The sequence below is a fragment of the Pseudomonadota bacterium genome, from assembly GCA_037200975.1.
Taxonomy (GTDB): domain Bacteria; phylum Pseudomonadota; class Gammaproteobacteria; order Steroidobacterales; family Steroidobacteraceae; genus CADEED01.
Genome location: JBBCGI010000001.1, coordinates 244,017 through 270,925, shown reverse-complemented (window position 1 = coordinate 270,925; position 26,909 = coordinate 244,017). Strand labels below are relative to the sequence as shown.

Annotated in this window: 20 protein-coding genes and 1 pseudogene; 8 read left to right on the top strand and 13 right to left on the bottom strand. The window is 64.6% G+C overall.

What is annotated here, in order from left to right; translation table 11 throughout:
• Positions 1 to 31 precede the first annotated feature (31 nt).
• From WDO72_01220 to WDO72_01170, 11 genes and pseudogenes are all read right to left on the bottom strand, one after another.
• Positions 32 to 1,615: pseudogene (locus WDO72_01220) on the bottom strand (DEAD/DEAH box helicase).
• Between the two features lie 147 nt (positions 1,616 to 1,762).
• A complete protein-coding gene (locus WDO72_01215) occupies positions 1,763 to 3,433 on the bottom strand; it encodes a hypothetical protein (GenBank protein MEJ0084275.1) in 1,671 nt (556 codons plus the stop codon).
• 84 nt (positions 3,434 to 3,517) lie between these two features.
• Complete coding sequence (locus tag WDO72_01210) at positions 3,518 to 5,518, bottom strand: acetylxylan esterase (protein ID MEJ0084274.1); 2,001 nt, start codon at positions 5,516 to 5,518, stop codon at positions 3,518 to 3,520.
• Positions 5,519 to 5,541: 23 nt separating this feature from the next.
• Entirely contained in the window at positions 5,542 to 6,705 is a 1,164-nt protein-coding gene (locus WDO72_01205; protein MEJ0084273.1) for a Gfo/Idh/MocA family oxidoreductase, read from the bottom strand.
• Between the two features lie 44 nt (positions 6,706 to 6,749).
• Positions 6,750 to 7,544 carry an ABC transporter permease gene (locus WDO72_01200; GenBank protein MEJ0084272.1) on the bottom strand — a complete coding sequence of 265 codons (795 nt, stop codon included), beginning with the start codon at positions 7,542 to 7,544 and terminating at the stop codon, positions 6,750 to 6,752.
• Entirely contained in the window at positions 7,541 to 9,637 is a 2,097-nt protein-coding gene (locus WDO72_01195) for an acyltransferase family protein (protein ID MEJ0084271.1), read from the bottom strand. The genes WDO72_01200 and WDO72_01195 overlap by 4 nt, the downstream gene beginning before the upstream one ends.
• Positions 9,638 to 9,651: 14 nt before the next feature.
• Positions 9,652 to 10,323 (bottom strand): ABC-2 transporter permease, encoded by a 672-nt coding sequence (locus WDO72_01190; protein ID MEJ0084270.1) that lies wholly within the window; start codon positions 10,321 to 10,323, stop codon positions 9,652 to 9,654.
• Positions 10,320 to 11,210, bottom strand: coding sequence for an ABC transporter ATP-binding protein (locus WDO72_01185; protein MEJ0084269.1), 891 nt, complete (start codon positions 11,208 to 11,210; stop codon positions 10,320 to 10,322). The genes WDO72_01190 and WDO72_01185 overlap by 4 nt, the downstream gene beginning before the upstream one ends.
• A complete protein-coding gene (locus tag WDO72_01180) occupies positions 11,207 to 11,554 on the bottom strand; it encodes a GntR family transcriptional regulator (GenBank protein ID MEJ0084268.1) in 348 nt (115 codons plus the stop codon). Before WDO72_01180 ends, WDO72_01185 begins: the two co-directional genes overlap by 4 nt.
• A 215-nt stretch (positions 11,555 to 11,769) precedes the next feature.
• Positions 11,770 to 13,173, bottom strand: a complete 1,404-nt coding sequence (locus tag WDO72_01175; GenBank protein MEJ0084267.1) for an aminomethyltransferase family protein — start codon at positions 13,171 to 13,173, stop codon at positions 11,770 to 11,772.
• A 197-nt stretch (positions 13,174 to 13,370) separates the two neighbouring features.
• Entirely contained in the window at positions 13,371 to 13,901 is a 531-nt protein-coding gene (locus WDO72_01170) for a HupE/UreJ family protein (GenBank protein MEJ0084266.1), read from the bottom strand.
• A 99-nt stretch (positions 13,902 to 14,000) separates the two neighbouring features.
• Between WDO72_01170 and ureG the strand changes: the two genes are divergently transcribed.
• The 3 genes from ureG (at position 14,001) to WDO72_01155 (ending at position 16,283) form a co-directional block, all read left to right on the top strand.
• Positions 14,001 to 14,618, top strand: coding sequence for an urease accessory protein UreG (gene ureG / locus WDO72_01165; protein MEJ0084265.1), 618 nt, complete (start codon positions 14,001 to 14,003; stop codon positions 14,616 to 14,618).
• Between the two features lie 89 nt (positions 14,619 to 14,707).
• Entirely contained in the window at positions 14,708 to 15,208 is a 501-nt protein-coding gene (locus WDO72_01160) for an arsenate reductase ArsC (protein MEJ0084264.1), read from the top strand.
• Positions 15,209 to 15,263: 55 nt separating this feature from the next.
• Complete coding sequence (locus WDO72_01155; GenBank protein MEJ0084263.1) at positions 15,264 to 16,283, top strand: TraB/GumN family protein; 1,020 nt, start codon at positions 15,264 to 15,266, stop codon at positions 16,281 to 16,283.
• Positions 16,284 to 16,285: 2 nt separating this feature from the next.
• On the opposite strand, the gene WDO72_01150 is transcribed toward WDO72_01155, so the two are convergent.
• Together WDO72_01150 and WDO72_01145 are read right to left on the bottom strand one after the other, a co-directional pair.
• On the bottom strand, positions 16,286 to 17,209 hold the full coding sequence (locus tag WDO72_01150) for a response regulator (GenBank protein MEJ0084262.1): 924 nt from the start codon (positions 17,207 to 17,209) through the stop codon (positions 16,286 to 16,288).
• Complete coding sequence (locus WDO72_01145) at positions 17,202 to 20,582, bottom strand: ATP-binding protein (GenBank protein MEJ0084261.1); 3,381 nt, start codon at positions 20,580 to 20,582, stop codon at positions 17,202 to 17,204. Before WDO72_01145 ends, WDO72_01150 begins: the two co-directional genes overlap by 8 nt.
• A gap of 264 nt (positions 20,583 to 20,846) precedes the next feature.
• Between WDO72_01145 and WDO72_01140 the strand changes: the two genes are divergently transcribed.
• The 5 genes from WDO72_01140 to urtD all read left to right on the top strand — a co-directional run bounded on the left by WDO72_01140 (position 20,847) and on the right by urtD (position 26,906).
• Entirely contained in the window at positions 20,847 to 21,920 is a 1,074-nt protein-coding gene (locus tag WDO72_01140) for a porin (protein MEJ0084260.1), read from the top strand.
• A gap of 71 nt (positions 21,921 to 21,991) precedes the next feature.
• Positions 21,992 to 23,230, top strand: coding sequence for an urea ABC transporter substrate-binding protein (gene urtA / locus WDO72_01135; GenBank protein MEJ0084259.1), 1,239 nt, complete (start codon positions 21,992 to 21,994; stop codon positions 23,228 to 23,230).
• 28 nt (positions 23,231 to 23,258) lie between these two features.
• Positions 23,259 to 24,938 carry an urea ABC transporter permease subunit UrtB gene (urtB, locus tag WDO72_01130; GenBank protein ID MEJ0084258.1) on the top strand — a complete coding sequence of 560 codons (1,680 nt, stop codon included), beginning with the start codon at positions 23,259 to 23,261 and terminating at the stop codon, positions 24,936 to 24,938.
• Between the two features lies 1 nt (position 24,939).
• Positions 24,940 to 26,073: an urea ABC transporter permease subunit UrtC gene (gene urtC, locus WDO72_01125; GenBank protein ID MEJ0084257.1), complete on the top strand. Its 1,134-nt coding sequence runs from the start codon at positions 24,940 to 24,942 to the stop codon at positions 26,071 to 26,073.
• Positions 26,074 to 26,141: 68 nt separating this feature from the next.
• Complete coding sequence (gene urtD, locus WDO72_01120) at positions 26,142 to 26,906, top strand: urea ABC transporter ATP-binding protein UrtD (protein MEJ0084256.1); 765 nt, start codon at positions 26,142 to 26,144, stop codon at positions 26,904 to 26,906.
• Positions 26,907 to 26,909: the final 3 nt, after the last annotated feature.

Below are 26,909 nucleotides of genomic sequence, written 5' to 3'. Positions count from 1 at the left end.
TTTCGGGCTTGGACGCGACGGCGGCGATGCGGATCTCCGCGCCGCGCACGCGCACGGACTGCAGCGATGCGAGCATTTCATCGGACAGCCCGGGCAGATCCACGTAGCTGTGGTCTTCGCGGATGTCGATGTGGCCGATGTGTTTGCCTTCGATGCCGGCCTCGTTCGCGATGGCGCCGACGATGTTGCCCGGCAGAACGCCGTGCTCGTGGCCGACTTCAATGCGATACGTCTGTTGCGGCACGCTGCCGTCGATGGCGGGCGGGGCCTTGGGCTTGTCCGCTTCCGGCTTCTGCGTGAGGAACAGCGGCGTCGAGCCCTGCACCATGCTGGCGAGCGCCGCGGCGATCTCGATGGCCGGGACGTTGCCGTCGGTTTCGATCTGTTCGAGGATCGTGCGGAATTCCTGGCCGGCACCCGACAACACGGCGGCGGTGATCTTCTCCTTGAACTTGACCACGCGCAGCTCGTTCACGTCGGCGGCGGTCGGCATCTTCATTTCTTCGATGCGCTGCTGGGTCACGCGCTCGATGATGCGCAGCATGTTCCGCTCGCGCGGCGAGACGAACAGGATGGCATCGCCGGAGCGGCCCGCGCGGCCGGTACGGCCGATGCGGTGAATGTACGTCTCGGAGTCGTACGGGATGTCGTAGTTGATGACGTGCGAGATGCGGTCCACGTCGAGGCCGCGCGCGGCCACGTCGGTGGCGATCAGGATGTCGATCTTGCCGCTCTTGAGCTGGCTGACCATCTGCTCGCGTTGCCGCTGTTCCATGTCGCCGTTCAGCGCGGACGCGGCGAAGCCGCGCGCTTCGAGGCGCTGCGCGAGGTCGACGGTTTCGAGCTTGGTGCGCACGAAGATGAGCACGGCGTCGAACTTCTCGGCTTCGAGCACGCGCGTCAGCGCATCGAGCTTGTGCAGGCCGCTGACCAGCCAGTAACGCTGGCGGATCTTCGGGGCCGCTTCGCCGCGCGACTGCACGCTGATCTCGCGCGGGTCGCGCATGTGCGTGGAGGCGATGCGGCGGATGGCGTGCGGCAACGTGGCGGTGAACAGGCAGACCTGCTTTTCCTGCGGCGCCTGTTCGAACAGCCATTCGATGTCGTCGACGAAGCCCATCTGCAGCATCTCGTCGCCTTCGTCGAGCACGAGGAACTTGAGCTGGTCGAGTTGCAAGGCGCCGCTCTTGACGTGATCGAGGATACGTCCCGGCGTGCCGACGATGACGTGCGCGCCGCGCTTGAGACCCTTCAACTGCGGTGTATAGCTCTGGCCGCCGTAGATCGGCAACACGTGGAAGCCCGGCATCTTGGCCGCGTACTTCTGGAACGCCTCGGCGACCTGGATCGCGAGCTCACGGGTCGGGGCGAGGACCAGCGCCTGCGGCGCACGCAGCTCCAGATCGATCTTCGTCAGGATGGGCAGCGCGAAGGCGGCCGTCTTGCCCGTGCCGGTGGAGGCCTGGCCGAGCAGATCGGCGCCCCCGAGGATCGCGGGAATGGTCTGCGCCTGGATGGGCGTCGGCGATTCGTAGCCAAGGGCCGCCAGCGAGGCGACGACGGCTTCGCTGAGTCCCAGCTCGGAGAACGTGGGAGGAGGAGTGTTTTCGGACATGGAGCGCTGCCTGCAGGGATGGTGCCGGGTGAGGAAAGTGGGGAAAGCGGCTTTCCCCACTTTCCTCACCCGGCACCCTGGGAGGGCGCGCAATGTACGCGGAATGGGCCGCTACGGCACGAGATTTGTCATTTCCGGGCGAAAAGGCTAGTCGGAGCGGGCCAGGCCGGTGGTGGCGGCCCCGGCCTCTGGCTTGTCGACCTCTTCCCATTCGTTATCCCAGGATTCGACCTCGTAACGGCGGGTCATCGGGAAGTTCGCCGGCCGCAGGAATTCGAAGCGTTTGTCGTAGTCGAGCTTGGTCGCGTAACGCGGCTCGGTTTCGCTGATGGTGCCGGCCGTGAGGCTGCCGAGGATGTTCAGCCGGCCGGACCGGGTGCGGTCGACGGACTCGACCAGGAAGCGCCGATGCGCGTACAGCGCCGCGTGCACGTTGAGATCGCCCTTGCCGGTGGTCGACGGCCCCGCGATCCGGATGTCGCGTCCGGAGATCAGCGCCAGGAAATCGCGCGAGATGAGCGTCTCGCGCGGGTCCTTCGAATACACGAGATTGCGTTCGATCTCGATGTCCGTCGGCGAATACACGGTGAAGATGCCCGCGACCGTACCGCTCACGTAGAGCTTCGCGCCCTTGGCGCCGATCAGATACCGCGGCCGCTGCGACGGTTCGGCGCGCTCGAGCGGTCCCTCGCCATTGGCCGCGCGCCACGCGTAACTACCATCGGGGTTGAAGATGACGCGTGTGTCCACCGCGAACACGCGGCGATCGCTCTCGGTGCCGCCGTTCAGGACGTCGGGCATTTCACGCGGCAGCGATACCTTCTCGGTGCGCGTCTCCACGCCTCCCTGGAACACGTCGCGATTCCGGCGGCGCGTGGTGAATGCATTGAGAGTCATGTTGGCCGCGGCGGTCGTGACCTTGCCGAAGAAACGCGGCTCGATGCCGCCCGTGAACGCGATGCCGATCTCGGTGTTGCTGTGAAACCGGCCGTCGATGACGTCGTCATGCAGCTGGATGTTCGGATCCCAGCGATTCACGAGCTGTGTGAAGTGGGAGAACGACAGCCGCTTCAACGACAAATGCGTCTTCATGCGTTTGCCGTCCTTGTCCGTCATGATTTCCGCGACCACCTGCTCGAGGCCCGTGCTGTCCGCAGCCGGCTGGCGCATCACGCGCGCCGAGTACTGTTTACCGTCCTGCTGCCAGGTCAGCTCGGTGCTGGTCATGTTCGTGTCGAGCAGCTGCTGCGCGAGTTGCGTGACATTTTTCGCGAGCTTCAGCTGCTCCGGCCGCGGCTGGGCCGCGGGCGCGACTGCTTCGCTGACGTCCGGCACCTGCTCACTGGATTCGCCGCTGGTGACGAGCACCGGACCGGTCGCCTCGGAAATTTCGCCCGACTGCGCCATGGCTTCGGGAGTATCGAGTTCGTCGACATCCGGCGCCTGCTCGAGCATCGGAACCGCATCGGCGACTGCCGGAGCATCGAGGGTCTGCGCCGCGGTGCCCGGATCGTCCAGCACATCTTCGACTGGATCGGGCGCGGGTTCTGGCAGCGCGGCCTGCTTGAATTCTTCGCTGTTGGGTCCCGCACGCGTTTCGAGCTGTACCGACATCTCCGGGATGTCGCTGTCGTCTTCGCCGCTGGTGTACAGCGCCGAGCCGATGCCGATCAGCACGAGCAGATGGACCGCCGCGGAGATGGCGACGCAACGGGTGATGTCGCGATGGGTGCGAAGCTGCGTCCAAAACCCCACCGCCGCCCGGCGAATGGCGAGCGCAGCGTCGTGACGCGCGATGGCGAACGCGGGTGATGACACCCGAGACCTCCGAATTTCTCCCTGTCGGTATCTTGCTCCCGGCTGCCGGTTCCTGCCCTTATTTTTCCTGTTATATGGTTTTCGTCATCTCGGAGCGCTGGGATCGCCAGTAGGCGGTGGCGCGCGATCGACACTGGCGGGCGGCCCGAGGATCTCCAGGAAAATCGGTTTCAGAGCGTCGGCCCATACCTGGTACGACTTCGGTGTCAGATGCAGCCCGTCATTGGACATGCCCGGCAGCAGATTGCCGTCCGCGTCGGCCAGCTGCGCTTCGATGTTTATGTAACGTACGCCTTTGCCGTCGGCGAGGCCCGCGATCTCGCGGTTGGCCTTGCGGATGATCGGCATGACGGCGAGGTTGTCGTCGCGCGGCGTGATGCCGGTGATCACGACCGTGGCCCGCGGTGCGCGGCGCCGGATTTCTCCGACCACCGCGACGACTCCGCGCGCCACGTCGGCCGCGCGTGCCTCGGTGTCACCGAGCGGAGTGCGGTTCCCCACGTTGTTCGTGCCGGCCAGCAACACGACGATCTTCGGATTGACGCCGTCGAGCTCGCCGTTCTGCAGGCGCCACAACATGTGCTGCGTCTTGTCGGCGCCCCAGCCGAAGTCCGCCGCGTTCCAGCCTCTGAAATTGGCGCTCCAGTTGTCGAGCAGGTTTTTGTACTGCGCGTCGCTCGCGCCCCAGCGCCGCGTGATCGAATCGCCCATGAAGTAGACGTCGATCTGGCCCTGGCTGCGTTTAGCCAGCAGTTGTTCGTGCGCCAGCATGGAATTCTGGTCGGTGCGCGGCGTGGCGACATCGGCGCGTTCGATCGGCGGACGGCCGTTCACCAGCGCGCTCAACCACGCGGCGGAACGATTGGTCCACGGCAGCGATTGTTCGGGCGTGGCGAGATGATTGTGCGGCGAGTCGATCATCGGTGCCGCTTCCTTCGGTCCCTTGATCTCGTTGAACGCGGCCCAGATGCCGACCGGCGGCGTCGTGGTGTCGATGAATCCCATCGCGACCAGGGAAGGCACCTTGACGCGTGCCGCGCAGTTCACGGTATCGAAGTAGGGCGCGGTCTTCATCACCTGCGCGTCGTTCGAATCCCAGAACGGATAACCAATCTTGCGGCCATGCGCGGCGCCGCTGGCGTCGGCGCCCGCGGGTACGTTGAGGAGCATCGCCGTCACTTTCGGATGCAGGCCCGCGGTGCACAGGCTCTGCTGGCCGCCCATGCTGGTGCCCATCACGACCAGCGTCTTGCCGTCCCAGTCCGGACGGCTCGCGAGGTAATCCGCCGCGCGGATGTCGGCGAGATACATCTGCAGGAAGTAGTTCTTGTCGCGATCGCGCGTTTCGATGGTGTTGTACTGCTTGATCGCCTCGGGCAACGCGTCGTAGTACTCCTTGGGCTGGTCGGGCATCACATCGTGCGGCTCGATGTTGAGCGCCAGCCAGCCTTCCGCGGCGCGCTCGGTGACCCAGGGTTTCTGCAGTGGATAGGGCGGGCTGGCCCATTGCAGGATGAGCAGTGCGGGGAATTTCTTCTTGTTGGTGGCGTCGTGAGGTTTGGCGATCTGTCCCCACACGTGTTTGCCGTCCACGTGGTTCATCCGGAGGATGGCGAAGTCGACGCCGTCCTTCTCGCTGGGCTTCGACGTCAGCTCGGGTTTTGCGGGGACTGCACGCAGCGCCTTGATCTTCGCGGCCCAGAAGGCGTCGAAATCGGCAGGTGCGGGGACGGCGGGGCCTATCTTCTCGGGCGCCACGGCGGCGCCGAGCGCGCGCGGCTTCGCGCTGGAAGTGTCGGTGATCTCGACGTAGATCATACCGGGCTGGTCGAGCCTGGCTTCGATCGTGGTGGGCTTGCCGGGCTTGATCGAGCCGCGGCCGATTTCGTCGAGATTGTTCCGGCGGATCACGTAGGTGGCGGGCGCCGCGTTCCACGGCAACGTTACGTTCCATCCCGCGGTTTCACCGAGCGCGTAGATACCCGAGGCCTTGTACGGCACGTACGGCGGTCCGCCCGATTCGTCGGCGGCCGCCGCAACGCAAAACAACAGCGCCGCGAACCACGGCGCGCGCGAAATTTTCATGCGTCCCCCTCGAGTGCCCGGATTCAGCCGAGCGTCGGTTTCGTCGCCACCGTCTGTGCCTTGAGCACGAGCTCCGCGGCCAGCAAGGCCTGCTCCTGGTCCTGCGCGACCTGCGTGCGTTCGACGATGTCGGTGACGAACTGCGGGCCGAACGGCAGCGGCACGTCCTTGCAATCGATGTAACGCGCCTGCTTCTTGTCGACGATGTACAGGTGATTGCCGCCGGTGAGACTCGAAGCCACGTTGATGTACTTGCGCAGCTCGATGTAACCCTCGGTGCCGAGCACGAACAGGCGCCCGTCGCCCCAGGTGTCGAGGCCATCGGGCGTGAACCAGTCGACGCGCACGTAACCCGTGCCGCCGTTACCGACCATCACCATGTCGCCGAAGTCTTCGAACTTCGGATGGTCCGGATAGTTGACGTTGCCGGTCTGCGCGGCCACTACCTTGGCCTTCGTGCTGTTGGTGTAATAGAGGAACTGGTCGGCCTGGTGCGAGCCGATGTCGCAGAGGATGCCGCCGTACCGCGCCTTGTCCCAGAACCACTCGGGCCGGCTCGGCGCGTTCACGCGATGCGGCGCCAGGTTCACGGTCTGCACGACCTTGCCGATTGCGCCCTGGTGGATGAGCTCGCCGGCATACACGGCGGAGCGCACTTCGAGCCGCTCGGAATACATGATCGCGAACTTGCGTTTGGTGGCCTTGATCGCGGCGCGCACCGCGGCCAGCTGCGCCAGCGTCGTGATACCCGGCTTGTCGGCCAGGTAGTCTTTTCCGGCCTGCATGACGCGGATGCCGAGCGGTGCGCGTAGATCCGGGATCGGCGCGCCGGCGACCAGCTGGATGGATTTGTCGCCGAGGATTTCGGCCTCGCTCGCGGCCAGCTTCACGTCCCCGAAGCGTTTGCGGAATTCGGCGATCTGCGCCGGATCGGTGGCGAAGAACGAAACGAGTTCGCCGCCGCCGCGCTGCACGGCGTTGATCATGCCGTAGATGTGCGCGTGGTCGAGGCCGATGGCCGCGAACTTGATGGAATGGGTCGGTTTGATCTCGGCCTTCGAAGTATTGGCCGGGTCCACCGTGAAAGCGCCCGAGGCGCCCTGGGCCAGCGCCTGCGGCGCCATGCTGGCGAACATGCCGGTCAGGCCGGCCAGCTGCAGAAAATCGCGTCGATCTTTCGCACTCATCGTTGGGTCCCCCGCGTTTGGAGACGAGACATTACCGGAAAGAGTCAGCCTTTGCGCGCCAGCCGCCAGAGCGCGACCGCGCTGAACAACACGGTGAATCCCACCAGCGCTGCCGCCGCCATCTGCGCCGGGATGAACTGGAACTTTTCGATTCCCGCGGCGTGCATCGCGAGCTGGTTGATGTGGAACTGCGGCCACACCGGTGTCTGCCAGTGCATCGACTTGGGCAGCGGGAAGAACAGCCCGCTCAGGTAACAGCCAGGTAGATAGATGAGATTGGCATAACCGGGCGCCGCAGAGCCGCTGATCAGTGTGCCGATCATCAGTCCCAGTGCGCAGAACGGGATGGAACCGAGGATCAGTACGGCGCTCATCGCGGCGAGATGCGCTGCGTCGAGCGTCAGCTTGCCGAAACCCAGCCCGATGGCGACCATCGGCAGGTACGCGAGCGCGCTGAACGCGATTCCGGTCACGAGCTTGGCAACGAGCCAGCTGCCGGCCGGCGCCGGTTGCGCGCGTTTGAGCTTCATGAGGCCCATCTCGCGTTCCATCGCCAGCGATGCGCCGATGGTGAACAGCGCCGGCATCGTGACCGCCAGCACGGCGAAGCCGCCGAACAGGAACACGCCGACGTCCGGGTCCTTGTCGATGGCCTCGCCCGCGACGACCGCGGCGATCAGTAGATAGAGCGCACCCGGCACGAGCACGATGGGTAATGCCAGCGCCGGGTTGCGCAGGATACGCATGAACTCGTAGCGCACTTCGGCGAGATACGCGCCGGCCGCGCGGCGCGGCGTGAGCACGAAAGGTTCGGCAACGGAGGAGGTCGGCGCGTTCATGCGGCTTCCTTGGTGAGTTCGTTGAATGCTTCGGAAAGTCCGGCTTCGCGCACCTCGAGCCGGCGCAGGGCCGGATCGGCGGCCAGCAGGCGGCGCACGACGGCTTCCGCGTCCGCGGCGACGAAATGCAGGCGCGCCGCGTCACGCGTGACCTCGCTGACGCCCGGCCAGGCGCGGACCTCCTCGGCACCGAGCGAGGTTTCGCAACTGATCCGGCGGCGCGCGACCAGCGCGCGCATGTCCGCCACGCTGCCGGAGGCGATGAGACGGCCCTTGGCAACCACCGCGACGCGCGTGGCGAGCGCTTCGGCCTCCTCGAGATAGTGCGTGGTGAGCACGATGGAGCAGCCTTCCGCCAGCAGCGTGCGCACGTTGGCCCACAGCGCTTCGCGCGCCTGGACGTCGAGCCCGACGGTGGGTTCGTCGAGGAACAGCACCTTCGGCCGCCCGCAGATCGCCACCGCGAATTGCGCCTGGCGCTTCTGGCCGCCCGACAACCTGCCGTATCGGCGTCCGGCCAATGTGGTGATGCCGGCGCGGCGCAGCGTCTCGTCGACGCTCAGGGGATGGGCGTAGTAACTCGACGCCAGCGCGACCAGCTCGCGCACGTGCAGCTCTTTATATAGCTCCACGTCCTGCATCATCGCGCCGAGGCCGCGGCGTCGTTCGGCGTCCCGCGGCGAGCCGCCGAGCAGGGTCACTTCTCCGGCATCCGCTTCGATGAGACCGAGCCACAACCCGATCGCGGTGCTCTTGCCGGCGCCATTGGGGCCCAGCACGGCCAGCAGCTCGCCGCGGCGCAGCTCGAGATCGATGCCGTTGAGGGCGGTGGTCGCGCCGTAACGTTTGGTGATCCCGCGCAAGGCGGCGGCTGAATTCCCGGCATTCTCCTGCGACGCGGCGTTCGAGGCCGGGGAGCGTCCGGTGCGCACCTTGCGTCCATTCAGCAGCTCGCCGATGAACGATGCGCGCACGAGGAAGTGATAACTCAGGAACAACACCGCAAGACTCGCGGCGAGGATCAACGGATATTTCACGACCCAGTGCAGCGGCCAATGGCCCATCCACACCTGGAAGGCCGCGACCACCGGCAGATGCGCGAGGTAAATCCAGTACGACGCGTCGGCCAGGTAGCGGCGCACCGGGCTGTAGTTGGAGAGGAACCTGAGCGCCGCGCCGGTGAGGCCCAGCACCCAGCTCCACACGGCGACACCGAAGACGTAGGCGAACAGCGTTCGGGTGGTGCCCGGCTGCGCCATCGGCATCGTCTTCACGACGTACACCAGCCAGGCGGTCGAGATCACTGCGAAGATCAGATGAGCCGCCCAGCGGCGCTCGATGGCCGCCAATGCCGTAGTGGAGCGATGCACGAACCAGCCCACGACGAACGCGGTCGCGAAGCCGGCGGTCGCCGGCAGTTGCGGAATCAGCGACTGGTCGGGCGTCGGAATGCCCGACCAGTAGAACCACATCGGCAGCTGCAGCAACGCGATGGTCAGCGGAATGCCTAACACGAATACGCCGACCCTCTTGTCGATCGCGCCGTGCATCAGCGCGTCGGCCATCGTGCGCAGTTTTTGCCGGGCATCGATTCGGACAATCAGCGCGCGCGCGGCGAGCACCGCCACGTACAGCAGCAGCAATTGATAGAGAAACCACAAATGAGTGAGCGGGAAAGCCGCCAGGGTCTTCGGCATTTCCGGCATCGCGGGCGGCGCACCGCCCAGCGTCTTCGCGACACCGACGGTCCACACCCAGGCGATCAGCGGGAACAGGACGATCCAGCCCACGACCAGCGGGACGGCGATGCGTTTGGCGCGGTTCACCCAGAACGCCTGCGCGCCGAGCTTGTGGTAGAGCAGGCGGCCGAAGAAGCCGGCGATGAAGAAGAACAGCGACATGCGGAAGATGTGCGTGACGAAGGCCGCGTCGCTCAGGAACTGGCTGGGCGAGTTGTCGATCATCGCCCAGATGCCCGGCGGCCAGCCCGGCATGAACGACAGCGCCGCGTGAAACGCCACGCCTAACAACAGCGCGAAGCCGCGCACGGCGTCGAGGGCGTGCAGGCGTTGTTCTGGTAGTTTGGTATTCATCGTCATGACCTTCCTCAGATGAAGTCGCGGCGCCGTGCGGCGACGAACCACGGCATCGCCAGTGCCAGAATGAAGATAAGCAGCTCGAGCCCGAGAACTGCCCAGACGGTGTCATTCCACACGGCGGTGGGGGCGAGCATGCTCGTGCCGATGCCGGGGATGGCCACCACGCTGAACATGAAGACGCTGACGGCCATGTTGGTGACGATGATCAGCGTCGTCATCCAGGCTTCGGAGGTGGCGTGTAACGCGCCGCACAGGACCACCGAGAAATTGGCCAGCATGAAGACGCACAACAACACGGTGAACGGGACGAGGCCGTCCGGAATATCGGCGTGGACGAGGATCAGCGCGACGGCGGCAGCACTCGATACCAGCCACGGAGCGAGGAAGGTCAGCAGCAGGCCGGCCTGTTTGGCGCGCACGTAGTCGCCGGTGGATAGCGGCAGGCTCAGGACAAACAGCAGCGAATGTTCCTTGCGTTCGTTGGCGATGCCGTAGATGCCAAGCATCACGCCGAAGGCGATGACGGTCGTCACCCAGGTGAGCGCGCCGATGTTGAACGCGGCCTTGCCGCCGCTGCCCGCGATCAGCACCGACACCACGCCCGAGATCGCCGCGCCGGCGATGAACCAGCGGTTGACGTAGATTTCCTTGGCGATGAGTTTGCGCACGACGATATTCATTGGCTGCGTGCCTCGCGGTGATGCATGACGTTCGCGACGAAGATCTCCTCGAGATTCATTCGCTGCACCTCGCGCACGCTGGCGCCGAGTTGGGCCAGCTGTGAATCCGAGAAATGATTGGTGGTGAGCGTGGCGAACTGTCCGTCCTGCACGGTGCTGACGATGTGGGGTAGCTGGGGCAGTGCGGCGCCGGGCGCCAGCTGCACGTGGATGCGGCGCCAGCGTTCGAGGAAATCTTCCTTGTCGCTGCTGTCGACGATGCGGCCGCGGTCGATGAAGGTGATGCGGTCGGAGATGCGTTCCACGTCCACCGTGTTGTGCGAGGAGAACAGGATCGAGCGGTTGTCGTCGCGCAGCACGTCCATGAATTCGCTGATGACTTCGTGGCGCGCCACCGGGTCGAGGCCGTTGGTGGGCTCGTCGAGGATGAGCAGGCGCGGGCGGCGCGCCAGCGCGAGCAGCAACGCCGCCTTCACGTGTTCGCCGAGCGACAGCTGGCGCACGCCCTGTTCCGGGCGCAGGTTGAAACGTTTCACCAGCTGCTCCGCATAGGCTCCATCCCAGCCCGGGTAGATGGACGCGACGAAACGCATGTGCCAGTCGAGCGTGGCATTCGGCAGCAGGCGCATATCCGCCGAGACGAAGCCGACGTCGCGCTTGGCGAGTGCCTGCGCCGTCGCGACGTCGTGACCGAGCAGTCGCACCTCGCCGGCGTCCGGCGCGATCAGGCCCATCGCGAGGCGGATCGTCGTGCTCTTGCCAGCGCCGTTCGGTCCGACGAAGCCCACGATCTGACCGGGCTCGATGTCCATCGAGAGGTCGTCGAGCGTGAAGAAGCGATAGGTCTTGCGCACGCCGCGCAGCTCGAGGTGTTTGGCCGGAGTCATTTCTTCTTCCCCAGGGTTTTGTGGACACGGCGCAGCCGTGCCGCGAGTTCGTCTTCGGAAAGCCCGAGCGTGACGGCGATGCCGGCCGCGGTGGCGAGGTGCTCGGCGAGCTTTTCTTCCTGCAATTCGCCGGCGAGGCCATTGACGTCCGCGACGAAGGAGCCCTTGCCGTGGCGGGTCACGATGACCCCCTCGCTTTCGAGGTCCAGGTAGGCGCGCTTGATGGTGATCACGCTGACCTTGAGGTCGGCGGCCAGCACCCGGATGGACGGCAACTCCCTTCCCGCAGCCCAATCCCCAGCCGCAATGCGCTGCTGGATCTGCTCCATGATCTGCAGATACATGGGCCGCGCGTCGGTCTGGGAGATGTTTATGCCGCTGTACATACTGTGCATACAGTGTATACACAGTTCGGCGGTGAGGGGAAGTGGTGCCGGGGTGCAATTCTCGTAATTAAGTCCGCGTTGGCGCATTCGCCGACGTGGACTTAATTACGAGAATTGCACCCCGGCACCACTTTCCGCAGGGCGACCGGTTCGAATCGCGATCTAACTTTCGATCAGGCGCCCTGGGCCTTGCGCCAGCCTTCGGTGTACGTCTCGCGCACGACGCGCGAGTAGGGCACTGGCGAGATCGTCACGCGCACGTCGAGCTGCTTGTGCCGCTCGACAGTGGTCTTCTGCGTGCCGCCGCCATCCTCGCCCCAGACCAGCGTCAACTCCTCGCCGATGCTGACGTCCGGATCGACGACGCCGAGCGACAGCGCCGTGCGTTCGTTGTAGCTGTAGCCGCCGAACATCGAGACGCCGACCGTCTTGCCGTTCTTCACGATCCGGTCGTACGACGAGGACGAGTAGTTGGCATTGGGAAGATCGAAGAACTTGTAGTGGTCGGCGCCCGGATGGAACAGCGAGGCGTAGATCTTCGCCATGTCATCCGCATGCCAGGCGAACGTCACCTTCTTGCGATGCGGCTGGTTGGCCTTCTTCTCGAGCGCCGCGCGGCCGATGAAGTCGTGATCGAATTTCACGAACGGGCCGTAACCGAGCTCATAAGGAGTGAGGTAGTAGTCCTCGATGTTGTTGCTCACGAAGCTTCCGGCAATGGAGCCTGTGGCCTCGTAACTGTTGGCCGGCAGCCATTCGCGATATTTCTTCATCGACTCGCCGGTGTAGACCGCAGGCAGCGGGGAGGGAATCCAGCCCGACTCGAGCGTGTTGCTCGCGTAGGCGCGCGAGCCCACGGGAACGATGTCGAATTCCTTGCCCTGTTCGAGGATGTAATCGCGGATCTCTTCGGCCTGTTCGTACGGACCCCAGATCTCGAGGCCGGGAGCGCCCGCCATGCCGTGACGCAGGCAACGCACCTTGCGGCCCTTGATGTTGATCGTGTCCATCGTGAAGAACTTCACGTCGGGGATCGGCCCGCCGTTGATCTTGTCGAGGATGGCCTTCGCGTTCGGTCCCTGGATCTGAAAGCGGTAATGCCGGCGCGTGACCGCCTTCCCCTTGGGGTTCGAAGGTGAACGGTCGTCGCGGATGAAATCCACCTTGAAGCCACCGGTCTCGGCATGGAACTGCAGCCAGTTGACCGTGGGCGCGCGGCCGACGAACAGCAGCTCATCTTTGTCGAGGTGGAACAGGATGCCGTCGCCGATGACATAACCGTCGTAGCTGGTCGGCACCATCTGCTTGGCGCGGTTGACCGGGAAGTTGGCGAAGCTGTTGATGGTGGTGTACGTGCACAGCTTGAGTGCGTCCGGACCCTTGAGCGTGAGCTCGGCCATGTGATGCGACTGGTCGAACAGCACCGCGCTGTCGCGCCAGGCGCGCTGCTCGTCGCGCCAGTTGTAGAACTCACTTGGCACCACCGGGTACACATACGCGCCAATCTTCGAATTGCGCAGCAGTTGTACGGTGTTGCCGGCGGCCTTGAGGACGCCTTCCAGGTTTTGCGGGCCCATGTTTTCTTCCTTCGAACGTGTGTGCGACGCATGTTCGGGATCGGGCGCCCCGGCGTCTCGCCCGTGAGTGAACCCGCAATGGCCTGATCACGAATCCGGGTCTGCTAGCTATAACAAGCCGGCCGCAGCAGCTGGGTGAAAGGAGCGAAACCGGACCGTCCGTTTCATCGACCGCGGTTTTTCGATGTGCCGCGGGGTCAGTGGCGTCGTGCGCTCACGGTCCACGTCGCCGACCTCGCGACAAACGCGGTGATACCGATCACGAGCGCGCTGCTGGTCATCAGCCCGGCCGCGTATGGCACGCGACCCACGCCGGCCACGACTTCCGTACCGTGCGCGTTGCCGTGAAAGATGGCGAACAGCGCGGCGAGCGCGGCCGTCGCCACCGGCAGATGCCGCGGCGGCAACACCGCCAGGCCTCCGCACACCAGAATCGACGCCATGATCGCGGGCTCCACGAAGTCGAGTTGCACGCCTTCGAAGCCCAGCGCGATGCCGACGGCCAGCAAGGCGAGAAACGCCGCCGGGATCGCCAGCAACGCACGGCCTCCCATACGCGCCGCGAGCAGTCCGACGGCAAGCAGCGCCAGCAGGTGATCGAAGCCGCCGAGCGGATGCAGCGCGCCGGAGGCGTAGCTGATGCCGGCATCGTGACCCGGATGTGCCTGCGCCAGAACCGGCAATGCGGCGACCGCGAAAAACCCGAGGCGCGAACGGATATTTTTCATGCCGGAAGCGTAGCGCGGATGCACGCGCATGCAGCCGTGCCTAAGTCATTTGACGCATACGGGTCCGAAGGCGCCACGCCGGCCTCTATGATCTTCCGCATGAGTGCCAAACCTGATGTCTTGCGTGTGGGGGTCGGTGGCCCCGTGGGTTCGGGAAAGACCGCGCTGGTCGACAACCTCTGCAAGCGGATGCGCGACCTGTTCAACATCGCGGTGGTCACCAACGACATCTATACGAAGGAAGACCAGGAATTCCTGATCCGCAGCCAGGCGCTGGCGCCCGAACGTATCCGTGGCGTGGAGACGGGCGGCTGCCCGCACACGGCGATTCGCGAAGATGCCTCCATGAACCTCGCCGCGATCGATCAGCTCATGCAGGACTTCACCGGGCTCGACCTCATCATCGTGGAGAGCGGCGGCGACAATCTCGCGGCGACGTTCAGCCCGGAGCTTTCCGACCTCACTCTGTATGTCATCGACGTCGCGGCCGGCGACAAGATTCCGCGCAAGGGTGGCCCGGGCATCATGAAAAGCGATCTGCTCATCATCAACAAGATCGATCTGGCGCCGCACGTCGGCGCGTCGCTGGAAGTGATGGATCGCGATGCAAAGAAGATGCGCGGCGAGCGTCCGTTCGTGTTCACCAACATGAAAACCGGCCAGGGGCTCGACCAGGTGGTCGCGTTCATCGAGAAGCAGGGCATGCTGCGTCACTGACATCGACAGGGAACGAGTCCCTACACGAAAAAAACGCCGGCGCCGCGAGGATTCGCCTGCCAGATCGATGGCCTGCAGAGGATGTCCGCATGGAAGGCCCACCGTTCAGGATCCTGTTTCTCTCCCAGCGCAATTCGGCGCGCAGCATGATGGCGGAAGCCATCGCGAATTCCATCGGGCACGGACAGCTCGAAGCGTTCAGCGCCGGGGTGCGGCCGGCGCCGCGCATCGATCCGATCGCGGTCGAGCTCATGCAACACGCGGGGCTCAAGCCGCCGGAACATCCGCCGCAACACGTGCGCGAGTTCAGCGCGCCGGATTCTCCGCCGCTCGATTTCGTCTTCACATTGAGCGATACCGCTGCCGGCGAAGCGCCGCCGATGTGGCCGGGCCAGCCCATCACGGCACACTGGCGCTGCACGGATCCCGATCAATTCGACGACGACGCCGAGCGCCGCCAGGCGTTGATCCGCACGCGCAAGGAACTGGAGCGGCGGTTGCGCCTGTTTGCCAATCTGCCGGTGCGCTCGCTCGACCGCATGAGCCTGCAAACGCATCTGGAGCAGTTAGGGCGCGGCAGCGACGCCTGAGGAGTAAAATGCCGGCCGGAACTCCACCGGGCCGGTCGCGGTCAGAAAGGCACCCATGCGCCGCGTATCGAAATGTCTGGTCGTGTTGCTCGTCGCGGGTGGCGCGCAGGCCCAGCTTCCGGCCGAGGAAACACCGCTCGAAGAAGTCGTGGTCAACGGCGAGTTTCCCGGGCCCGGCATGTGGAAGGTGACCCGGGCGAACGACACCAGCGGGCACACGTTGTGGATCATCGGCGATCCGCCGCCGCTGCCCAAGCGCATCCAGTGGAAGTCGAAAAAAGTCGAGGCCGTCGTCGTCAGCACGCAGGAGATCCTGCGCGATTCATCCGTCACGATGAAACCGGACGAAGAGATCGGTTTGTTCCGCGGGCTGAGCCTGCTGCCCGCCGTGCTCAAGGCGCGCAAGAACCCCGAAGAAGGCAAGCTCAAGGATCTGCTGCCGCCAGTGTTGTATGCGCGCTGGCAGGTGCAGAAGCGGCTCTATCTAGGGCGCGAGTCCGGGGTCGAAGAATGGCGACCGATCTTCGCCGCCGACAAGCTGCGCAAGGGCGCCTACGACGAACTCAAACTGCGCGACAACGGGATGGTGTGGGACGTCGTCGGCAAACTAGCGAAGCAGCACAAGATCCGCGTGACCAGCCCCACGATCGCGTTCACGATCAAACGCGCGGAGATTCGCGCCAAGATCAAGGAGTTCTCGCGCGAGTCGCTGTCGGACGTAGAATGTTTCGCGACCACGCTCGATCTCACGGAGGCGCTGTCGGATCGCGACACCGAGAATTCCCGCGCCCGGGCCTGGGCGACCGGCGATCTCGCGACGCTCTCCGCGTTGCCGCCGTTGCCGAGCCCGACGCTGCCCTGCGTCATGGCCGTGATGAGCTCGCAGGTGGCGCGCGAACTCATTCCCGCCGACATCCGCGAGCAGCTGCGTTCCCTGTGGATGGACGCGGCGCAGAAGAGCATCGCCGCCAATCAAACTACCTTCGCCATCGTGCCGCTGGTCAAGCTCATGCGTGACGACGGCTATCTCGCCCGCTTGCAGTCGCAGGGTTACCTCATCGAGGCGCCGAACTAGACTTACCGCGCCAACGCCCGGACCGCCCGCGCCGCGGCGGATGCGCGGTTTTCCACGCCGAGCTTCACGAAGATCTGTTCCAGGTGTTTGTTCACGGTGCGTGGAGAAATGGCCAGTATTTCGCCGATCTCGCGGTTGGCCTTGCCGCGGCTGATCCACAACAACACTTCGGATTCGCGCGAGGTCAGCGACAACGTCTGCTGCAGCTGTTGCTCGTCGAGCGTGGTGCTGAGCTCGGTGAGGCGGAACAGCAATTCGTCCGGGCCGATCGGGCTCAGCATCGAAATCTCGACCTTGCGCCCGTTCACGTCGACCAGCAGCCGTGCCTGGCCCGCCGCGGCGTTGGATCGCAGTTGCGTCATCTGCGACATGATCCCCGCGGGCAGGCTGGCGAAGGAATTTCCCGGCACCGGGAATAGTTCGGTCAGCAACGAACGCGCCTTCGGCGTGCACCACAGCAGCCGGCCGCGCGCGTCGGTGGCGAGCAGAAACCGGCCGGTGGCGTCGAGCGCGGCGCGCGAGCCAGCGGCCACGCGCGCGTTGGCCAGATGTACGCGAATGCGGGCCAGCAGCTCGTCGATGACGATGGGTTTGGTCACATAGTCGACGCCCCCGGCGGCCAGACCCTCGAGCACGTTCTCGGTTTCGGTCAGACCGGTCATGAAGATCACCGGCAGGTGCGCCATGACCTTGTCGCGTTTCATGCGCCGGCAGGTTTCGAAACCATTGAGCCCGGGCATCAGCGCGTCCATGAGCACGAGATCGGGCGTGATCTGCTCGATCAGTCGCAGCGCGCTTTCGCCGTCGGTCGCGATCAACACCGTGAAGCCGGCGTGATCGAGCGTGTCGGTGAGAAAGCCCAGCGTCTCGGGTGTGTCGTCGACCACCAGCAGGGTGTCGCGACGGACGTCATTGGAGTTAGCCATGTTTGCGCATTCCTTCCAGCACGTTCATGTAGCGTTTGAGATCGAAGTTGGCGACCAGCGTGCGCATGCGGGTGGCGAACGGCTTGTTGGTCGGATCGTTTTCCATTTCGCGCAGTTTGGCCTGGATGCCGCGCACGTGGCCGATGAGGCCGAGCTGATACAGGTCGTCGACGTGATGCTGCGAGTGGACCGGCAGATCGGCGCCGCCGTGTTCGCCGTGGCCGCCGCCGGCGGTGCCCGTGCCGGGCTCGTGGACCCATTGCAGATTGAGCTGCAGCCCCAGGCACTCGAGCATGCGTTCCATGTCGATGGGTTTGATCAGGAACGCATCGTGATGCGTATTCACGCCGCCGGGGGTGAATTCGTGTGCGTTGGCCGAGACGATTACGATGCGCAGGCGATCGAGGCCGGGCAGGGTGCGCAGGCGTTCGGCCACTTCCCAACCGGTCATGCCGGGCATCGAGATGTCCACCATCGCAAGGTCGGGCAGGCATTCGGCGGCGAGCTTGAGCCCGGCGCCGCCGTTGTTCGCCGTGAACAGCTGGAAATCGAGCGGCGCCAGCAGGTTCTGCACGATATCCAGGTGCGACGGGTCGTCATCGATCAGCAACACCTTGCGGCGCGCTCCGAGGTAGTTCGAGATCGCGCGTGTGCCGGCGGTCGCGCCGGCCGCCGGCGTCGCCGCGGCCTCCGACATCAACAGCCGCACCGTGAAGGTGGTGCCCGCGCCCTCGGCGCTGACGGCATTGATCTCGCCACCCATGATCTGCGTCAGTAGTTTGGTGATGGTCAGCCCGAGGCCGGTTCCCGGTATCGCGCGCACATTGGCGCCCTGGCCGCGTTCGAAAGGCTCGAAGACGCGCTCGATCTCGTGCGCGGGAATGCCCACGCCCGTATCGGAGACCTCGAATTCCGCGACCTGGCTGCGATAACGCACCGTCAAGGTGGCGTTGCCGCGCTCGGTGTATTTGATCGCATTGGACAGCAGATTGATGAGGATCTGCCGCAGCCGCTTCTGGTCGACGTGCACGAACGCCGGCAGATTGGGCGGCCGGCTGTAGATGAACTCGATGCCGCGGGCGGCGGCCTGCAGCCGGAACATGTCGACGATCTGGTCGAGGAAATCGGCCAGCGCCACCTTGTCGCGGTTCAGGCGCAGGATGCCGTTCTCGATCTTGGAGATGTCGAGGATGCCGTCGATCAGGTCGGCCATGTGTTCGGCGCTGCGCCGGATCACGCGGATGGCGTTGTCCGACGGCCCGGCCGCGCCGCGTTCGAGTAGTTGGGCGTAGCCGTAGATGGAATTGAGCGGCGTGCGGATCTCGTGCGAGATGCCGGCGATGTAGCGCGTCTTGGCGACGTTGGCGGATTCCGCCACTTCCTTGGCCTTCTGCAATGCCGCGTCGGTGCGTTTGTGCGCATCGATCTCGTCCATCAGCATGCCGGTCTGGCGGGCGGATTCGGCTTCGGCGGCGCGCCGGCTTTCATGCGCGAGCACGATCAGCCAGGCCATGACGCCCGAGACGACCAGCAATGCGAAGTACACCAGCCACAAGGTCGTACGGATCGTCTCGCGTTCACCGGGCATCGAACCGCCGTATTGCTGGTAGATGAGCCCCAGCAGCAACCCGATGGCGAGATTGGACAGCAGCAGCAACCCGCCGAAGTGACCCGCGCGCGTATTGAGCAGGGCGCCCACGCGCTCGGGCAACAGACGGCGGATGAAGCCGTCGAGTTGCTCGTTGAAGCGGCTGTTCGTCTTGCAGCTGTCGCGGCAACGGGCCTCGAGCGTGCAGCACAACGAACAGATCGGCCCGGCGTAGGCGGGACACATGGCCACATCGCCGCGTTCGAACACGTTCTCGCAGATGCTGCATTCGAGCTCGGTGGCCTTTTCGGGCAAACCCGTGTCCGGGCGCGCCAGGTAGTACTTGCCGCGCGTGTAGATCGCGATCAACGGCGCGGCGATAAACGCCACGACCAGCGCCACGAACGGCGAGAGGATCTGCGCGTACTGGCCGAATGCGCCCATGAACGCCGCGCTCGACAACACCACCGAGATGATCAACGCGCCGACACCGACCGGGTTGATGTCGTAGAGGTGCGCGCGTTTGAACTCGATGTACTTGGGGCTGTACCCCAGGGGCTTGTTGATGACCAGGTCCGCGGTCAGCGCGCCTATCCACCCGGCCGCGAAGTTGGCGTAGATGACGAGGATGCTCTCGATCGCCCGGAAGATGCCGATCTCCATGAGCAGCAGCGCCAGCAACACGTTGAACACCAGCCACACCACGCGGCCGGGATGCGCGTGGGTCAGGCGCGAGAAGAAGTTGGACCAGGCGATCGAGCCGGCGTAGGCGTTCGTCACGTTGATCTTGAGCTGGCAGACGATGACGAAGATGCCGGTCATCACCAGCGCCGCGGTCGGCGACTGGAACACCTCGCGGAAGGCGAGGTGGTACATGATGGTCGGCTCGTCGGCCTGGCTGACGTGCACGCCTTGGCGCAGCGCCCACACGGCGAGGAACGAACCGATCAGTAGTTTGAAGCCGCCGAGCAGCACCCAGCCCGGCCCGGTGCCGATGACCGCCGTCCACCAGCCGATGCGGTTTTCGCGCGTGCGCTTCGGGAGGAAGCGCAGGTAGTCGACCTGTTCGCCGATCTGCGGCAGCAGCGACAGCAACACGGAGGCCGCGAGGCCGAACAACACGAAGTTGAAAGCGCCGCCACCACCGTCCGTCCCGCCGAAGCGGGTCCAGGCCGCGATCTCCGCCGGATGTTTCCAGGCGATGATGGCGATCGGCACAAACTGCAGGATCAGCCAGATCGGCTGCGTGACGATCTGCATCTTGCTGATGAGACTGATGCCGTACAGCGCGATCGGGATGACGACCAGCGAGCTGCAGATGTGCGCCAGCCACATCGGGATGCCGAACACGAGGTTCAATGCCACCGACATGATGCTGGCTTCGATCGCGAACAGCAGGAACGTGAACGACGCGTAGATGAGCGACGTCACCGTGCTGCCCATGTAGCCGAAGCCCGCGCCGCGCGTGAGCAGGTCGATGTCGACGCCGTACTTCGCGGCGTAGTAGGCAATGGGCAAGCCGATCAGGAACATCAACACCGCGAATGCGCCGATGGCCCAGGCCGCGTTCGGGAATCCGTACAACAGCGTGATCGTGCCGCCGATGGCCTCGCAGGCAAGAAACGCGATGGGGCCGAGCGCCGTGTTGCCGACGCGCGCGGTGGACTTGCGCGCCCGTTCCGCGGTGAACCGCAGTGCGTAGTCTTCGAGCGTCTGGCTCGCCACCCATTGGTTGTACTGGCGGCGCTCGCGAATGATTTTTTGTTGTCTCGGCTTTGCGCTCACCGATGACTCCCCTGTTTGCATGGATAGGTAGCAATGCGCGTGCCATGTCCGCTGCGCGCGAACACGCGTGGCGCGCGGCGTGCTCGCCTCACAAGGTGCTTGCGTTTTTCAAATGCTGCTTCGGGGTGCAGGCAGGGGCGCGCTCGCACTCTCTTCGCCCAAGCGCGGCGCCATGCGGCGCCGGCCTACGTCAAATGACGCCTACCTCCGCGGGAACTCGTTTCGTAATTTGATTTGCAGGGGCTCTTGCAAACAAGGAACAACATGTCTCTCAAAACAAACATCATCAGGGCGGCGGCCGGTCTCGGGCTGTCCGCGATTGCGATCTCGCCAGCCCAGGCCGATTTCAAGTTGCCTGAGGTCTCGGTCGGCGGCGGCCTGCGCACCAGCTTCACCAGCACGGATTTCGACTCGGGCGAAGGTGACGACAGTTCGTACAGCGATTTCGCGGTCAACAGCGTGCGTCTGTATTTCAGCGGCAAGGCCACTGAAAACATCGGCTTCATGCTCAACACCGAATACAACTCCGACGACGAGGAGATCCGCGTCATCGACGCGGCAGCGCAATTCTCCTTCGACGGCGGCAAACACAACGTGTGGGTGGGCCGATTCCTGCCGCCCAGCGACCGCGCCAATCTTTACGGACCGTACTACGCCAGCAACTGGGGCGTGTACCAGGACGGCGTGCAGGACGGTTATCCGTTCGAGACCGAAGGCCGTGACGACGGCATCGCCTACTGGGGCCAGTACGGCAAAGTCAAATTCTCGCTCGGCGCCTTCGACGTCGCCGGCCTGACCACCGGCGATTCCGACGTGTTGCTCGCCTCGCGTGTGCAGGTGGATTTCTGGGATGCCGAAGACGGCTACTACCTGAACGGCACGTATTACGGCGACAAGGATCTGCTCGCGGTCGGCGTCGCGGCGCAAACCGCCGATGCCGGCGATGCCTACTCGGTGGATTTCCTGCTCGAGAAGAAACTCGGCAATTCGGGCGTGATCACCCTCGAATCCGAATACGCGATGTACGACGGCCTCGGCGGCTACGGCACGCCGGTCGGCAGCCTGTACGACAAGCAGGACGGCTTCTACGTGCTCGGCGCCTATCTATTCCCCGGCGAAGCCGGCCCCGGCAAGTTCCAGGTGCTCGGCAAGTACGGCCAGGCGACCTACGACTTCGCGGGCGACGACCTCGACCAGGACACGCTCGAGATCGACCTGAACTACATCATCAAGCAGTTCAACGCACGCATCAGCCTGTACTACCTCGACAAGAGCTTCGATCCGGACGTCGGCGGCGACAGCTCGACGATCGGAATCGGCCTGCAAATCCAGATGTAAGGAACGAATACATGAAGAACATCAAACTGAAGATGACCCGCAGGCTCGCCGTGCTCGGCGCCGCGGTGGCGATGACGCTGGGTGCGTCGGCGCAAGCCGCGGACACGATCAAGGTCGGCGTCCTGCACTCGCTGTCGGGAACGATGGCGATCTCGGAGACGACGCTCAAGGACACCGTCCTCATGCTCATCGACGAGCAGAACAAGAAGGGCGGGTTGCTCGGCAAGAAGCTGGAAGCCGTGGTCGTGGACCCGGCCTCCAACTGGCCGCTGTTCGCCGAGAAAGCGGAACAATTGCTGGTGAAGGACAAGGTGGCGGTGGTGTTCGGCTGCTGGACGTCGGTGTCGCGCAAGAGCGTGTTGCCGGTGTTCGAGAAGAACAACGGCCTGTTGTTCTACCCGGTGCAGTACGAAGGTGAGGAATCGTCGAAGAACGTGTTCTACACCGGCGCCGCGCCCAACCAGCAGGCGATCCCGGCGGTGGACTATCTCGCGAAGGACCTCGGCGTGAAGCGCTGGGTGCTCGCGGGCACGGACTACGTGTATCCGCGCACCACCAACAAGATCCTCGAGGCGTACCTCAAGTCGAAGGGCGTCGCGGACGCCGACATCATGATCAACTACACGCCGTTCGGACATTCCGACTGGCAGTCGATCGTGGCTGACATCAAGAAGTTCGGCTCGGCGGGCAAGAAGACCGCGGTCGTGTCGACCATCAATGGCGATGCGAACGTGCCGTTCTACAAGGAGCTTGGCAACCAGAAGATCTCGGCGGAAGACATTCCGGTCGTGGCCTTCTCGGTCGGCGAAGAGGAATTGAGCGGCATCGACACCAAGCCGCTGGTCGGACATCTCGCCGCCTGGAACTACTTCCAGAGCATCAAGACGCCGGCGAACACCGCGGCGATTGCGCAGTGGAAGGCATACACCAAGAACCCGAAGCGCACCTTCAACGATCCGATGGAAGCACATGTGATCGGCTTCGCCATGTGGGTGAAGGCCGTGGAGAAGGCCAAGACCACCGACGTGAGCAAGGTCACGGACGCGATGATCGGCATCGAGTCGCCGAACCTGACCGGCGGCATCGCCAAGATGCTGCCTAACCACCACCTGACGAAGCCGGTGTTCATCGGCGAAGTGCGGGCGGACGGGCAGTTCGACGTGGTCTGGAAAACCGCGGGACTGGTGCCGGGCGACGCCTGGTCGGATTTCCTGCCGGGCAGCAAGGACATCGAAGCCGACTGGGTCACGTTGAAGTGCGGCAACTACAACACCAAGACCAAGACCTGCGCGGGCCAGAACTACAAGTAAATCCGAGTTGTTAGTGACCGAAAGTCCATTGGAACAGCGATCAGAGGTCCCGGGAGGAATCCCGGGACCTCGTCGTGTCCGCGGCGGCCGCATTCGCGGACTGCTCGCCGCGTTTGCACTGCTGCTGAGCGCCGGCGTTCAGGCACAGTCTCCCGACGATGTATTCGCAATCGCGGTGGCCGGGCTCGCGGCAGACAACTTTCCCGACAAGGCCGCGGCAGTCACGGCACTGACGGAGTTGCGCCACCCGAATGCGCGGCCCGTGCTGACCGCGCTGCTCGACGGCAAGCTGTATGCGCGCACCACCGACAACAAGGTCTTCATCACCGATGGCGGCGAGACCGCGCTCGCGCTGACCGATCCGCTGACGCTCAAACCCGCGGGCGCCGGCAAACCCGACGAATTCTCCCGCATCACGACCAACAACAGCCTGCGCAAATCGCTGCGCAGCGCCGTGGCCAGCTTCGCGCTGGCCGACCCCGATCCGGACGTACGGCTCAATGCCGTGCGCGAAATGCTGCGCTCGCTCGATGACGACAGTGTCGCCATCCTGCGCGCCGGCCTCGAGAAAGAAAAAAACGCAGCCGTGCAGCAGGCCATGCGCGCTGGCCTCGCGCTCGTCGATCTCGACAATCCCGACGCGAAGACAAGGCTTGCGGCGACACAGTCGCTCGAGGGCACGTTGAACCCGGATGTCTACAACCGTTTGACGGTGATGATCACGCCGGCGGCGGATGGTTCGTATCCGGAACCGGATGCCGAGGTGCGCGACGCCGCGCGCGCGGTCGTCGCCTCGATCGATTCGTCGCGGCGCGTCTATTCCACCGTCGAGACGCTGTTCTTCGGTCTGAGCCTCGGCAGCGTGCTGGTGCTCGCTGCGATCGGGCTCGCCATCACCTTCGGCGTGATGGGCGTGATCAACATGGCGCATGGCGAGCTCATGATGCTCGGCGCGTACACCACCTACGTGGTGCAGCTCGCGATGCCCAACCACATCGGCCTCTCGGTGATCATCGCGATCCCGCTGGCGTTTCTCGTGGCGGGTTGCGTCGGCATTGCCATCGAGCGCGGTGTGGTGCGATTCCTCTATGGCCGGCCGCTGGAGACTTTGCTGGCCACCTTCGGTGTGAGCCTGATCCTGCAGCAGATCGTGCGCGACGTGTTCAGCGCCAACAACCGGCCGGTTGAGACCCCGGCCTGGATGTCGGGCTCGCTGCAATTCAACGAAGCGCTGTCGATCACCTACAACCGGTTGTACGTGATCCTGTTCATGATCCTGGTGTTCGTGATCCTGCAGCTGGTGCTGCAGAAGACCTCGCTCGGGCTCAAGGTGCGCGCGGTCGCGCAGAACCGCAATATGGCGCGCGCGATGGGTGTGCGCACGCAGTGGGTGGATGCGATGACGTTCGGTCTCGGCAGCGGCATCGCCGGGGTCGCGGGCGTCGCGCTGAGCCAGCTCACCAACGTCGGTCCGAACCTCGGCCAGCAGTACATCATCGATTCGTTCATGGTCGTGGTGTTCGGCGGCGTCGGTAACCTGTGGGGCACGCTGATCGGTGGCATGTCGCTGGGCGTGATCAACAAGGTGCTCGAGCCGTGGGCGGGCGCGGTGCTGGCGAAGATCTTCGTGCTGGTCGCGCTCATCCTGTTCATCCAGCGGCGGCCGCGCGGGTTGTTCCCGCAGAAAGGCCGGGCGGCGGAAGGCTGACATGAGCACCGCGCGTACCACCTTGTTAGGACTGATCGCCGGCGAACGCGGCACCGCGGTGTTCCTCTGCATCGTCGCCGCGGTCGCGGTGATCGTGCCCGTGCTGCATCTCGTGCCGGCCGAAGGTTCGGCGCTGCAGCTGTCGGGTTACACGATGACGCTGATCGGCAAGTACATGACGTACGCGCTGCTGGCCGTCGCGGTGGATCTGGTGTGGGGTTATTGCGGAATCCTGTCGCTGGGTCATGCCGCGTTCTTCGCGCTGGGTGGATACGCGATGGGCATGTACCTCATGCGGCAGATCGGTTCGCGCGGCGTGTACGGCGACCCGGTGCTGCCGGATTTCATGGTGTTCCTCAACTACAAGGAACTGCCCTGGTTCTGGCACGGGTTCGACCACTTCTGGTTCGCCATGATCATGGTGGCGCTGGTGCCGGGATTGCTGGCGCTGGTGTTCGGCTGGCTGGCATTCCGCTCGCGCGTCACCGGCGTCTATCTATCCATCATCACGCAGGCGCTGACCTACGCGCTGATGCTGGCGTTCTTCCGCAACGACATGGGTTTCGGCGGCAACAACGGCATGACGGATTTCAAGGACATCCTGGGCTTCGCCATCAACACGCCGGCCACACGCGCGACCTTGTTCGTAGCGAGCGCGGTGGCGCTGATCGCGGGTTATCTCGCCTGCCGTTACATCACCCTGTCGCGCGCCGGGCGTGTCGTGCAGGCGATTCGCGATGCCGAGAGCCGCACGCGTTTCATCGGCTACCGCGTGGAGTCGTACAAGCTGTGGATCTTCACGTTCTCCGCGGTGCTCGCGGGGATCGCCGGCGCGTTGTACGTGCCGCAGGTCGGCATCATCAACCCGAGCGAATTCCAGCCGATCAACTCGATCGAAGTCGTCATCTGGGTGGCGGTCGGCGGGCGCGGCATGTTGTACGGCGCGGCGGCCGGCGCGTTCATCGTGAACTACGCGAAGACTTTCTTCACCGCGGCGCTGCCGGAGTTCTGGTTGTACGCGCTCGGCCTGTTGTTCGTCGTCGTCACTTTGTTCCTGCCGGGCGGTGTCGTCGGGTTGCTGGACCGTTTCGGGCGCAAACCTGCGCCGGTGGCGAAACCGGTGGTGGCGGCATGAGCGCGGGGCAAGTCGTCAAACAAGGCTGGCAAAAAGTGTTCGGCGCGGGCACGGGCAGCGACCGGCCGATGCCGGGCGACGCGTCGCACGGGACGATCCTCTACGTCGAAGACATCACCGTGAGCTTCGATGGTTTTCGCGCGCTCAACAATCTCACGCTGTACATCGACGTGGGCGAACTGCGCTGCATCATCGGACCGAATGGCGCCGGCAAGACCACGATGATGGACGTGATCACCGGCAAGACCCGGCCCGATTCCGGCAGCGCGTGGTTCGGTGTCACCACGGATCTGCTCACGCTCACCGAACCAGAAATCGCGGAGGCCGGCATTGGACGCAAATTCCAGAAACCCACGGTTTTCGAACAACACAGCGTGCTGCAAAACCTCGCCCTCGCGGCCGCGGGCAACAAGAGAGTCTGGTCGACGCTGTTCAAGCCGATGTCGGGTGCTCAAGCCGCACGTATCGACGAAGTGCTGGTCACGGTGGGATTGAAGGATCAACGCGATCTACGCGCCGGCATCCTCTCGCACGGGCAGAAGCAATGGCTCGAGATCGGCATGTTGCTCATGCAGGATCCGCGCCTGCTGCTGGTGGACGAGCCGGTGGCAGGCATGACGCCGCAGGAAGTCGAACGCACGGCCGAGCTGCTGCTGTCGCTGGCGGGCAAACACTCGGTGGTGGTGGTCGAACACGACATGGCGTTCGTGCGTTCGATCGCGAAAACCGTGACCGTGCTGCACGAAGGCTCGGTGCTGGCCGAAGGCAGCATGGACGCCGTGCAGAATCATCCCAAGGTCGTCGAGGTCTACCTCGGCGAGCCGCAGGAGTAGTTC